Origin of the sequence: Microbacterium sp. LMI13-1-1.1 (assembly GCF_040815625.1) — a bacterium.
Lineage (GTDB): Bacteria > Actinomycetota > Actinomycetes > Actinomycetales > Microbacteriaceae > Microbacterium > Microbacterium forte.
In genome coordinates this window covers 324,836-335,955 of the sequence record NZ_JBFPNL010000006.1, presented here as the reverse complement: position 1 = coordinate 335,955, position 11,120 = coordinate 324,836, and the positions used below count along the sequence as shown (strand labels likewise).

The 11,120-nt window shown below is 68.1% G+C and carries 10 protein-coding genes and 1 tRNA gene; 5 read left to right on the top strand and 6 right to left on the bottom strand.

Going from position 1 to position 11,120, the window contains the following annotated elements:
* Positions 1–44 precede the first annotated feature (44 nt).
* Entirely contained in the window at positions 45–2,231 is a 2,187-nt protein-coding gene (locus MRBLMI13_RS15025; RefSeq protein WP_367823466.1) for an MMPL family transporter, read from the top strand.
* 4 nt (positions 2,232–2,235) lie between these two features.
* On the opposite strand, the gene MRBLMI13_RS15020 is transcribed toward MRBLMI13_RS15025, so the two are convergent.
* The 4 genes from MRBLMI13_RS15020 to MRBLMI13_RS15005 all read right to left on the bottom strand — a co-directional run bounded on the left by MRBLMI13_RS15020 (position 2,236) and on the right by MRBLMI13_RS15005 (position 4,963).
* Positions 2,236–2,309 (bottom strand) — tRNA-Arg (locus MRBLMI13_RS15020).
* Positions 2,310–2,350: 41 nt separating this feature from the next.
* Positions 2,351–2,848 carry an HNH endonuclease gene (locus tag MRBLMI13_RS15015; RefSeq protein WP_042539885.1) on the bottom strand — a complete coding sequence of 166 codons (498 nt, stop codon included), beginning with the start codon at positions 2,846–2,848 and terminating at the stop codon, positions 2,351–2,353.
* Positions 2,849–3,176: 328 nt separating this feature from the next.
* Complete coding sequence (locus tag MRBLMI13_RS15010; RefSeq protein WP_367823468.1) at positions 3,177–3,971, bottom strand: M23 family metallopeptidase; 795 nt, start codon at positions 3,969–3,971, stop codon at positions 3,177–3,179.
* Between the two features lie 290 nt (positions 3,972–4,261).
* The gene (locus MRBLMI13_RS15005; RefSeq protein ID WP_042539828.1) at positions 4,262–4,963 is read right to left on the bottom strand and encodes a metal-dependent transcriptional regulator; all 702 of its coding nucleotides are present in this window, start codon (positions 4,961–4,963) and stop codon (positions 4,262–4,264) included.
* A gap of 99 nt (positions 4,964–5,062) precedes the next feature.
* Here MRBLMI13_RS15005 and serC point away from each other — a divergent pair, with 99 nt between their 5' ends.
* On the top strand, positions 5,063–6,175 hold the full coding sequence (gene serC / locus MRBLMI13_RS15000) for a phosphoserine transaminase (RefSeq protein ID WP_042539826.1): 1,113 nt from the start codon (positions 5,063–5,065) through the stop codon (positions 6,173–6,175).
* Positions 6,176–6,245: 70 nt separating this feature from the next.
* On the opposite strand, the gene MRBLMI13_RS14995 is transcribed toward serC, so the two are convergent.
* Together MRBLMI13_RS14995 and MRBLMI13_RS14990 are read right to left on the bottom strand one after the other, a co-directional pair.
* Positions 6,246–6,929 (bottom strand): DUF3027 domain-containing protein, encoded by a 684-nt coding sequence (locus MRBLMI13_RS14995; protein WP_367823470.1) that lies wholly within the window; start codon positions 6,927–6,929, stop codon positions 6,246–6,248.
* Positions 6,913–7,293 (bottom strand): cold-shock protein, encoded by a 381-nt coding sequence (locus MRBLMI13_RS14990; protein ID WP_042539821.1) that lies wholly within the window; start codon positions 7,291–7,293, stop codon positions 6,913–6,915. Before MRBLMI13_RS14990 ends, MRBLMI13_RS14995 begins: the two co-directional genes overlap by 17 nt.
* A 139-nt stretch (positions 7,294–7,432) precedes the next feature.
* On the opposite strand from MRBLMI13_RS14990, the gene MRBLMI13_RS14985 reads away from it, so the two are divergent.
* From MRBLMI13_RS14985 to MRBLMI13_RS14975, 3 genes are read left to right on the top strand one after another with little or no spacing between them, the layout of a single operon-like run.
* The gene (locus MRBLMI13_RS14985; RefSeq protein WP_056373582.1) at positions 7,433–7,708 is read left to right on the top strand and encodes a hypothetical protein; all 276 of its coding nucleotides are present in this window, start codon (positions 7,433–7,435) and stop codon (positions 7,706–7,708) included.
* A 10-nt stretch (positions 7,709–7,718) separates the two neighbouring features.
* Entirely contained in the window at positions 7,719–9,428 is a 1,710-nt protein-coding gene (locus tag MRBLMI13_RS14980; RefSeq protein ID WP_367823472.1) for a helicase-associated domain-containing protein, read from the top strand.
* 11 nt (positions 9,429–9,439) lie between these two features.
* On the top strand, positions 9,440–11,080 hold the full coding sequence (locus MRBLMI13_RS14975; protein ID WP_056373586.1) for a DNA repair helicase XPB: 1,641 nt from the start codon (positions 9,440–9,442) through the stop codon (positions 11,078–11,080).
* Positions 11,081–11,120: the final 40 nt, after the last annotated feature.

Below are 11,120 nucleotides of genomic sequence, written 5' to 3'. Positions count from 1 at the left end.
CCCCCATCCCTGATCCCCGCCCTGCACCTCCCGAGAGGAACCCGATGTCCCGCCCTGAGAACGCGCCCAACCCACCGACCCGAGTGCGTACGCGGCGACACTCCTGGGCGCGCATCCTCATCCCCGTCGCCCTGATCCTGGTGTGGCTGGTCGGGGCGGGCCTCGGCGGCCCGCTGTTCGGCAAGGTCGATGAGGTCTCGTCGAACGATCAGACGAGCTATCTGCCCGAATCCGCTGATGCCACCCAGGTGCAGAAGCTGCTCGGCGAATTCAACGACAGCGACGCCATTCCTGCGATCGCCGTCTTCGTGTCCGATGACGAGCTCTCGGAGTCGGATCTGCAGACCATCTCGGATGCCGTCGCCGACGCCCCCTCGGTGGAGGGTGTGAGCGAGGATGTCTCCCCCGCTCTGACGTCCGAAGACGGCAAGGCGGTGCAGGCGTTCATCCCCATCGAGGGCGACGCGGAGCTCGCCGATGCGATCGACGCGCTCGGCGCTCAGCTGCGGGAAGCCGCTCCTGGCGGCGTCACCGTCTACATCACGGGTCCCGCGGGCTTCAGCGCAGACCTCGTCGCCGGGTTCGCCGGCATCGACGGACTGCTGTTGGGCGTCGCCCTTCTCGCGGTGCTCGTCATCCTGGTGCTGGTCTACCGCTCGTTCCTGCTGCCGATCGTCGTGCTCTCGACCAGCCTGTTCGCGCTCTGCGTGGCATTGCTCGTCGTCTGGTGGCTGGCCAAGTTCGAGGTGCTGCTGCTCAGCGGACAGACCCAGGGAATCCTGTTCATCCTGGTGATCGGAGCGGCGACCGACTACGCCCTGCTCTTCGTGGCGCGGTTCCGTGAAGAGCTCCGCGTCGTTCAGGACAAGGGAACAGCCGTGCTGGCTGCGTGGAAGGGCTCGTTCGAGCCGATCGTCGCCTCCGGCGGCACCGTGATCGCCGGCCTTCTGTGCCTGCTGCTCAGCGACCTCAAGTCCAACAGCACTCTCGGGCCGGTGGCCGCGATCGGCATCGTGTTCGCGATGCTCGCAGCACTCACTCTGCTTCCTGCACTGCTGCTGCTGTTCGGCCGCGCGGTGTTCTGGCCCCGGCGTCCGAAGTTCGAGCCCGAGGTCGTCGCCGAAGAGCACGGCATGCGCAAGACCGGGCTGTGGGCGCGCCTGGCCGGCATGATCACCAAGAGCCCCCGCGCGATCTGGATCGTCACGACTCTCGTGCTGCTCGCCGGCGCCTCCGGCGTGCTGCAGCTCAACGCCGTCGGCGTGCCGGCATCCGACCTCGTGCTCGGCGCCTCGGAGGCCCGCGACGGACAGGTGGCCCTCGGCGAGCACTTCCCCGGCGGCTCCGGCAGCCCGGTCTACGTGGTCGTCGCAGAGGACAGGCTGCAGGATGCCGCCGACGTGCTGCTCGCCGACGAGGGCATCGACGGCGTCTCGGTGACGGCGGCCGATTCGCCGAGCGGTGCGGCGACGGTCACCGAAGACGGACTCGTCGCGTTCGGTCCTCCAGGTGCCCCCGTGCCCGAGCCGACGGTGGTGGATGGCGAGGTGCTGCTGCAGGGCACCTTGACCGACGCGGCGGACTCCGATGCTGCTGCTGCCACGGTGCGCGAGCTCCGCGTCGAGTTGCACGAGCTCGACGCGCTCGTGGGCGGTGTGACGGCGACGGCGATCGACACGAACGACGCGTCGATCCATGACCGCAACCTGATCATCCCCGTGGTCCTCGTCGTCATCATGCTCATCCTCATGCTGCTGCTGCGCTCGATCCTCGCCCCGGTGCTGCTGATCATCACCACCGTGCTGTCGTTCGGCACAGCCATGGGCGTCTCGGCGCTGATGTTCAACGGCGTCTTCGGCTTCCCCGGCGCCGACCCTGCCGTGCCGCTGTACGGGTTCGTGTTCTTGGTCGCACTGGGGATCGACTACAACATCTTCCTGATGACCAGAGTGCGCGAGGAGTCTCTCGAGCACGGCACTCGCGAGGGAGTCCTCCGCGGGCTCTCGATCACGGGAGGCGTGATCACCTCCGCCGGTCTCGTGCTCGCTGCGACCTTCGCCGCACTCTCGGTGATCCCGATCCTGTTCCTGGCACAGCTCGCGTTCATCGTGGCGTTCGGCGTGCTGCTCGACACGTTCGTGGTGCGCTCGCTGCTCGTGCCGGCGCTCGCCTACGACCTGGGTCGAGTGATCTGGTGGCCGTCGAAACTGTGGCGGAGCGGTCGCGACTGAGGAGTGCCCTCGACTGGATTCGAACCAGCGACCTGCCCTTTAGGAGAGGGCTGCTCTATCCTGCTGAGCTACGGGGGCGAGGATTCCATTCTAGAGGAACCCTCGCCCCCGCCTCCCGCTCACGCCGCGAGGGCGAGGTACGGCTCCCACCTCGGGTCGCTCCGCTCGGTGCCACGCACCGTCCACGCGGTGCCGTGAGGAGGACGCGGCGCGAAGCGCAGCTCCCAGCGCATCTCCTGCGGAGTGCGGTCGCTCTTGGTGTTGTTGCAGCGCAGGCAGCAGGCGACGAGGTTCTCCCATGAGTCGGCTCCGCCCCGCGAGCGCGGCATGACGTGGTCGATGGTCGACGCAGCCTTGCCGCAGTAGCCGCAGCGGTGATTGTCGCGGCGTAGGACGCCCCGCCTCGTCACCGGCACCCGTCTGCTGGCGGGAATGCGCACGTAACGCGAGAGGACGATGACGGCGGGGCGGTCGTAGACGCCATGGCTGCCCCAGACGGGGTCGTCTTCCACGCGTTCGATCACGGTGGCCTTGTCATTCATGACCAGGACCAGGGCTCTCTTGAACGACACGATCGCGAGCGGTTCGTATCCTGCGTTCAGTACAAGTGTGCGCATCGTCATCCTCTCGATCCGCCGGGACGGCTTCCCGGCACTCTCGACTCACACGAAGCCGCACGGAGCGGAGGCGTTCGCAGGGATGAAAAAAGGCGCTGTCTACAGACAGCGCCTCATTCGCACGGCAACGCCGTGGTGTCCCTGCGGACGATGCAGAAGGACGTGACGACCGAGGTCATCCATGGTTCGGATGCTCGATATTCGCTCCATCAGCTTCTCCCGCCTGTGCGACAACGGGTTCAGGCTAACCCATCAGGAGAGCACGAGGGCGAAACTGCGGGTGAACTCCCGGAGGCGTGTCCGCGAGCAGGAGAGGTGAGTGGCTCGATCAGCCCGCGTTGGCGGCGAGCCAGGCGATGGGCTCCATGAGCCCACCGTTGACCCAGACCTCGAAGTGCAGGTGGTTGGCCGTCGAACGCCCGGTGCTGCCGACGAAGCCGATCAGCTGACCGGCGGCGACGGTCTGACCGGCCTGGACCTGGCGCGAGCCGTAGATCATGTGGCCGTACGTGGTCTGCACGCGCTGGCCGCCCACGACGCTGTCGAGCATGACGGCGACGCCGTATCCGCCGATGCTCTCCGCCGAGGCGCGCACGACGCCGGCAGCGGCGGCGTAGATCGGCGTTCCGGCCGGAGCCAGCATGTCTGCACCCTGGTGCGCACCGCCGACTGTGCGGCTGACGTGGTACGAACCCTGCGGAAGCGGATAGCGGACCTCGCCGGAACCCGGCGAGACCAGCGCGTAGTTGCCGATGTCGAAGCTCGACGAGGACGAGGCGGTGACGGCCTTGGCGGCGGCCGCAGCACGGGCCGCGGCGGCTTCCTCCGCCTTCTTCTTCTCGATCTCACCCGGAGTCGTGGCGGTGAACGTGCCGCGACTGAGTGGTGCCGCCGTGGCGTCGGAGGCGACGACCAGGGACTGGGCGTCGACGGCAGCCATCTGCTGCACCGTCGTCGCCGCCTCGGCGGGCTTCGTGGCAGCGTAAGCGGGAAGAGCGACAGCAGCGACGAGAGCACCGACGGCCCCGAAGATGGCGATCGAACGCAAGGGCTTGACGACCTTGCGGGCGTCGACGCGGCTGCGGGAGCTGCGAGCGACTGCTCGATCTTCAGTTGTCTTCATGGGCGATTCGATGTCTTTGGCCAAAACTTGATCCTCCAGCGCCTGCGCGCTCGGGTAGCGCTGGCTCGTCGGCACTCTGCTCTCGTGGCACGAATGTAGCTCGGGTACGTTGTGCGGTCTGACCGGGAGGTCGACGAGCCTGGAAGGCGAGTCCTCTCGGGTGTCATCAGCGGGCTTCTTCGACGACCTGTCCGAGGTTACCGGAAGATAACGATTCTGTCACCCCACGAACCTGGCAATCCTCGGAGAGGCGGAATCACGCGGATCTGAGGGCCGATCGGCCTCGTGGATCAGGCAGGTTCGCCGACCAGGAAGATGTGGGAGGCGAGCTCGACGGGGAGCTCAAGACCGTCTTCCTGGCCCTCCATCTGGATGAGGACGTATCCCTCGTTGAAGCGATAGTCCCCCTTCGCGCCGGGCACGACGCCCGCGTCGCGGAGCTGCTCGAGCAGCTCAGGATCGACCTGGGCGGGCTCGGCGAGACGACGCACGGTGCCGTCGATCGGAGCGCCCGCGGCGTTGAGCTTCTGCACCAGTCCGATGACACCCTCGTCGAAGGTGCGTGCCGGGGTGTCGCCCAGCTGGTCGAGCCCGGGGATCGGGTTGCCGTACGGCGATTCGGTCGGGTGACCCAGCAGCTCGACGAGTCGACGCTCGACCTGCTCGCTCATGACGTGCTCCCAGCGGCAGGCCTCTTCATGCACGTACGCCCAGTCGAGACCGATGACGTCCGAGAGCAGACGCTCGGCCAGGCGGTGCTTGCGCATGACATTGACGGCCTTGCGACGGCCAGCGTCGGTCAGTTCGAGGGTGCGGTCCTCGGAGACGACGACGAGACCGTCGCGCTCCATGCGCCCCACCGTCTGGGAGACCGTCGGACCCGAGTGTCCGAGACGCTCGGAGATTCGCGCACGCAGCGGCACGATGTTCTCCTCCTCGAGTTCGAGGATGGTGCGGAGATACATCTCCGTGGTGTCGATCAAGTCCGTCATGTGGCCCTCCGGGTCTTCTTAGGCAAGCCTACATTCCCACGCGGACATCAGGGCGTCATGCGGTGAGGGCACTCGGACCTCACGCCGTAGAATCGACGCATGGCGATCGAGATTCCCCGTGACCTCCTGCCCGCTGACGGCCGCTTCGGCTGCGGTCCCTCGAAGGTGCGCACTGCGCAGCTCGACGCGCTGCTCGCCGCGGCGCCCACCCTGCTGGGCACCTCGCACCGCCAGGCGCCGGTCAAGAACCTGGTCGGCAGCGTCCGTGAGCAGCTGGCGGCTCTGTTCCGGCTCCCCGAGGGATACGAGATCATCGTCGGCAACGGCGGTTCGACGGCGTTCTGGGATGCTGCGGCCTTCGGCCTGATCGAACGACGCAGCCAGAACCTCGTGTTCGGCGAGTTCGGCGGCAAGTTCGCCGCCGCCGCCGCCGCTCCGTGGCTCGAGGCGCCCGATGTGCGCAAGTCCGAGCCCGGTTCGCGCACGGCCGCAGAGGTAGTCGAGGGCATCGACGTCTACGCCTGGCCGCACAACGAGACGTCCACCGGTGTCGCGGCCCCCATCGAGCGCGTGATCGCCGACGGCGCTCTGACCGTCATCGACGCGACCAGCGCTGCCGGCGGCATCGACTTCGACGCCGCCCAGGCGGATGTCTACTACTTCGCGCCGCAGAAGAACCTCGGCTCCGACGGGGGCCTCTGGTTCGCCGCGGTGTCGCCTGCCGCGGTCGACCGGATCGAGCGCATCGCCGCCTCCGACCGGTACATCCCGGAGTTCCTCAGCCTGAAGAACGCCGTCGACAACTCGCGACTCAACCAGACGCTGAACACGCCGGCGCTGACCACCCTGCACCTGCTCGACAGCCAGCTCGGCTGGATCCTCTCGAACGGCGGCCTGTCGTGGGCCGGCGCCCGCACGGCGGAGTCCTCGGCGGTCCTCTACGACTGGGCCTCGGCATCTTCCGTGGCGACCCCGTTCGTCACGGATGCGGCACACCGCTCACCCGTCGTCGTGACCATCGACTTCGCCGACACCGTCGACGCCGCAGCCGTAGCCAAGACCCTGAGGGCCAACGGCATCGTCGACACCGAGCCCTACCGCAAGCTCGGCCGCAACCAGCTGCGGGTCGCGACCTTCGTGTCGATCGAACCCGACGACGTCCGACAGCTCACTCGCTCTCTCGACTACGTGCTCGAGCAGCAGGGCGCCTGACGCCAGGGAGTCGACGAGAAAAGGGGCCGCGTTCACACGCGGCCCCTTTCACGTTCGACTCAGCGGACGGTCATTCCTCGTCGTCGGAGTCGTCGTCGTCGGAGTCTTCGTCGTCGTCATCGTCGTCGGAGTCCTCGTCGTCGTCGTCATCGTCGTCGGAGTCCTCGTCATCGTCGTCCGAGTCATCGTCGTCCGAGTCATCGTCTTCGTCCGCAGCAGCCGAGTCGTCGAGTTCGTCGACGTCGACTCCGTCGAGGTCTCCCGCATGCAGCACACGCGGCTCGGCGGCGAGCTCGTCTTCGTCGATGTCGTCGTCCTCGTCGATGTCGTCGTCCTCGTCGATGTCATCGAGATCGTCGTCGGATTCGTCGTCGTCGACCGAGCTCGCGTCCTCGCCTTCCGCAGCGGCCGCGGCCGCCTGCGCCGCGAGCTCCACCTGGTGGGCGCGGTAATCGGCGAGACGCTCGGCCCACGGCACCCATTCGGGTGCGAGAAGCGCTCCGTCGCCCGGCAGCAGCTCGAGCTCGAGCACCGTGGGCTCCTCATCATCGACGCGCGCGACCGTGACGGTCCAGAACCAGCCCGGATACCCGGGAAGTCGGTTCTCGAAGCGCAGCGACACAGAGCCGCCCTCTTCGGGGATGTAATCGGCTGCGGGTCCGACGGTCGACGGCGGAGTGATCTCGTGCAGTGCGGCGAGCGCGAGATCATGAGCGTCGATCAGACGCTGGTCCACCTCAGGCTTCGAGGTCATCGGCTACCTTGCGCAGAACTGCCGCGATCTTGCGGCCTTGGGCCGACGAGGGGTACCGGCCGCGTCGCAGATCGCCGCCCATCCCGTCGAGGAGCTTGACGAGGTCCTCGACGATGATCGCCATGTCGTCTGCCGGCTTGCGCTTCGCCTTCGCGAGGCTCGGCGGGGCTTCGAGCACCCGCACGGACAGCGCCTGGAGGCCGCGCTTGCCATCGGCGACACCGAACTCCACCCGTGAGCCCGCCTTGACCGCCGCACCCGTGGGCATGGCTGAAGCGTGCAGGAAGACGTCTTGGCCGTCATCGCTGGCGATGAAGCCGAAACCCTTGTCTTCGTCGTAGAACCTGACCTTGCCGGTGGGCATGGGAGAAACCTCGCTGAGTCGGTGTGGAGCTGGATCGGACGCACGCGTGCGACCACCTCCAGCCTACCGGTCGCGGGGCGGGGAATCCGTAGGTCACGATGCGGAACCGTGAGACCCTGCAACGACTAGGCTGAGACGGATGAGCACCAAGAGTCCCGAACCTGAGGTTCCCGTTCGCCGCATCGATCGCATCCTGGCGTTCACGGCACTCGGACTCGCCGCGGCATCCATCATCTGCTTCTTCGCGATCATCATCGGCACCGCCGTCGGCATGGAGCAGCAGGACTTCGGCACCGGTGCCTGGCCGTTCATCGCCGCGATCCCCTACTGGGGGCTTCCGGCAGCGTTCGTCATGATCATCGTGCTCCTCATCATGAGCTTCATCCGCAAGGGGCGCGCGGCATCGCGGCCCTGAGGAATCCGTCATGAGCAGGCACGCCCGACCGCTGGCCGAATGGCTCTCCGAGGCGAGCGATGAGCAGCTCACCACTCTGTTCTCGGTCCGACGCGTGCGCGCGGATGCCGGCTGGCAGGATTTCTTCGATGCCGCCGAGGCGCTCCTCGATCCCACGTCGATCGCGCGGATCCTGCCCCTCCTCACGCACGGCGAGGCCGTTTCTCTTCTCGCGGCCGCGGCCACCTCTGTCACAGAGCACTCCCCTCAGCGGGCGACGCTCGAGAGTCTCGCACTGCTGCGCCCCGACGGCACACCCTTCCCGCCGGTCGCCGCCGCCATCGCCGACCGACCGGAGCCGGCTCCGCTCAGCCTCTCGGCGCCGACGCCCGCGACCGATGCCGAGAGCGCCCATGCGGCCGAGCGGGCGTTCACGACGGTCTCCGCCCTCGCCGATCTGCTGCTGCTCGCGCGAGAGAAGCCCTTCGCACTTCTCGCCGGCGGCAACGTCAGCGCCGGAGAGAAGCGGCAGCTCAGCGAAGCGGGCGTCGCCGCTGAATCGATCGACGGGCTGATCGAGATCGCGATCGACTCGGGGCTCGTCGCACCCGATGCTCGCCGGCTGCGCACCACGCCGCGGACCGAGGAATGGCTGCGATCGCCCGTGGCCGATCGGTGGAGCGCACTCGTGGAGGGCTTCCGCGATGCTCTCCCCCGAGGGGTGCGGGCGTCGGACGGCGGCTGGTCGTCCACGACGGCCTGGGCGCAGGCGCACCCGTGGGACCCCGCGTGGGCCGACCGCAGTGACGCGCTGCTCGAGCGCGCTCGTCTGCTCGGGCTCATCACCGACGGCGGCAGTGAACCCGCATGGGCGGCTTCGATCCGCCGAGGCGAGAACGTCGACGCCGCTGCGCTCGTCGCGCTGCTTCCGAACGAGGTCGATCGCATCTTCCTCCAGAACGACCTGAGCGCGATCTCGCCCGGCCCTCTCGCTCCCGGGCTCGACGTGCGGCTGCGCACGATCGCCGCGCGAGAGTCCGCAGCCCAGGCCTCCACCTACCGCTTCACCCCCGAGTCGATCGCGCACGCGCTCGTCGCCGGCGAGACCGAGCAGTCGATCCTCGAGTTCCTCGAATCTCTCTCGCTCACCGGCATCCCTCAGCCGCTCCGCTACCTCGTCACCCAGACCGCGCAACGACACGGCCTGGTTCGCGTGTCGATCGACCCCGAGACCGGTCGGACGCGCATCGAGAGCAGCGACCAGCACCTGATCGAGGCGATGGCCGTCGACCAGGGGCTGCGACCGCTCGCCCTGACGAAGCACGTCGCCTCTCTGACGACGCGCGTCGGGCGCGACACCGTCTATTGGGCATTGACTGACGCTCGGTACCCGGCGACGCTCGTCGACGACGACGGACGCGCGATCGCCCGCGAGCGGAATCCGATCACCGAGGCGACGCCCGACCCCGCGCCCGACTATTCTGCGCTCATCGCCGCGATGCGCTCGCATCAGGGGCCGGACGCGGACGCCGCCTGGCTCGACCGCGAGCTCGAGGCCGCTGTCCGAGCGAAGGCCGTGCTGCGAGTGAGCGTCGGAATGCCCGACGGCTCGACGAGAGAACTGATCCTCGAAGCCACCGGGCTCGGCGGAGGACGCCTCCGCGGCCGAGATCGCGCGGCAGATGTCGAACGCACGCTGCCGGTGTCGAGCATCCGCGCCGCCGTCGTGATCGCGCAGTAAACTGGACAGCTATGTCTGATGGACCCCTGATCGTCCAGAGCGATCGCACAGTGCTGCTCGAAGTCGCCCACTCCGACGCTGAGAGCGCCCGCCACGAGCTGGCGATCTTCGCCGAGCTCGAGCGCGCGCCAGAGCACATCCACACCTACCGCATCACGCGGCTCGGACTGTGGAACGCGCGCGCCGCCGGGCACACCGCCGAAGACATGCTCGAGACGCTCGACCGCTGGTCCCGCTTCCCCGTGCCGCCGTCGGTCGCCGTCGACCTCCGCGAGACCGTGAACCGGTATGGCCGCCTCGTGATCGAGCGTGACGACGAAGGCACCCTGATCCTGCGCTCGACCGACCCGGCCGTGCTCGCCCAGGTCGCGAACAACAAGCGCATCCAGCCGCTGCTGATCGGGCACCCGGCTCCGGACACCTTCGTGGTCGACGCGTGGGCGCGCGGGCAGATCAAACAGGAGCTGCTGAAGATCGGCTGGCCGGCCGAGGACCTCGCCGGGTACACACCCGGCACACCGCACGAGATCGAGCTCGCCGAGGACGGCTGGCAGATCCGCCCCTACCAGCAGGATGCCGTCGACGCGTTCGCGAAGGACGGCTCGGGCGTCGTGGTGCTGCCGTGTGGCGCGGGCAAGACCATCGTCGGTGCCGCGGCCATGGCGGCGACCAAGACGACGACCCTGATCCTCGTGACGAACACCGTCTCGGCACGGCAGTGGCGCGACGAGCTGCTCAAGCGCACGAGCCTCACACCCGAGGAGATCGGCGAGTACTCCGGCCAGGCCAAGGAGGTCAAGCCGGTCACCATCGCGACCTACCAGATCCTCACGGCGAAGCGGAAAGGCGAGTACGCCCACCTCGCCCTGCTGGATGCCCTCGACTGGGGTCTCATCGTCTACGACGAGGTGCACCTGCTCCCCGCGCCCGTGTTCAAGCTGACCGCCGATCTCCAGGCTCGGCGCCGGATCGGCCTCACCGCCACGCTCGTCCGCGAGGACGGTCGTGAGGGCGACGTGTTCAGCCTGATCGGCCCCAAGCGCTTCGATGCTCCGTGGAAGCAGATCGAGGCCCAGGGGTTCATCTCCCCCGCCGTCTGCTACGAGGTGCGCGTCGACCTGCCGCCGGACGACCGGCTCGAGTACGCCGCCGCGACAGACGACGAACGCTACCGTCTCGCCGCTTCCGCACCGGCGAAGATCGCGGCCGTAAGAGAGCTCATCGAGAAGCACAAGGACGAGCGGATCCTCGTGATCGGTCAGTACCTCGACCAGCTCGACTCGCTCTCGCAGTCGCTGAACGCACCGCAGATCACCGGCGCCACGCCGATCGACGAGCGCGAGGAGCTCTACCGCGCCTTCCGCGAAGGTGAGATCTCACTGCTCGTGGTGTCGAAGGTCGCGAACTTCTCGATCGACCTCCCCGAGGCATCCGTCGCCATCCAGGTGTCGGGTTCGTTCGGCTCGCGACAGGAGGAGGCCCAGCGCCTGGGCAGGCTCCTGCGTCCCAAGCAGTCCGGCCGCACGGCGAGCTTCTACACGCTGGTCGCCCGCGACACGATCGACCAGGACTACGCCCAGAACCGCCAGCGGTTCCTCGCCGAACAGGGCTACAGCTACACCATCATGGACGCCGACGCCCTCGCCGCCTGACCGCCTGCGGTCCCTCCCTGCAGCATCGCTACGCGGAGGG

What these genes read in the sequence shown, in the direction of transcription:
- MRBLMI13_RS15025 (WP_367823466.1), top strand. Translation starts at nt 45, where the DNA reads ATGTCCCGCCCTGAGAACGCGCCCAACCCACCGACCCGAGTGCGTACG.
- MRBLMI13_RS15015 (WP_042539885.1), bottom strand. Translation starts at nt 2,848, where the DNA reads ATGCGCACACTTGTACTGAACGCAGGATACGAACCGCTCGCGATCGTG.
- MRBLMI13_RS15010 (WP_367823468.1), bottom strand. Translation starts at nt 3,971, where the DNA reads ATGAAGACAACTGAAGATCGAGCAGTCGCTCGCAGCTCCCGCAGCCGC.
- MRBLMI13_RS15005 (WP_042539828.1), bottom strand. Translation starts at nt 4,963, where the DNA reads ATGACGGACTTGATCGACACCACGGAGATGTATCTCCGCACCATCCTC.
- serC (WP_042539826.1), top strand. Translation starts at nt 5,063, where the DNA reads ATGGCGATCGAGATTCCCCGTGACCTCCTGCCCGCTGACGGCCGCTTC.
- MRBLMI13_RS14995 (WP_367823470.1), bottom strand. Translation starts at nt 6,929, where the DNA reads ATGACCTCGAAGCCTGAGGTGGACCAGCGTCTGATCGACGCTCATGAT.
- MRBLMI13_RS14990 (WP_042539821.1), bottom strand. Translation starts at nt 7,293, where the DNA reads ATGCCCACCGGCAAGGTCAGGTTCTACGACGAAGACAAGGGTTTCGGC.
- MRBLMI13_RS14985 (WP_056373582.1), top strand. Translation starts at nt 7,433, where the DNA reads ATGAGCACCAAGAGTCCCGAACCTGAGGTTCCCGTTCGCCGCATCGAT.
- MRBLMI13_RS14980 (WP_367823472.1), top strand. Translation starts at nt 7,719, where the DNA reads ATGAGCAGGCACGCCCGACCGCTGGCCGAATGGCTCTCCGAGGCGAGC.
- MRBLMI13_RS14975 (WP_056373586.1), top strand. Translation starts at nt 9,440, where the DNA reads ATGTCTGATGGACCCCTGATCGTCCAGAGCGATCGCACAGTGCTGCTC.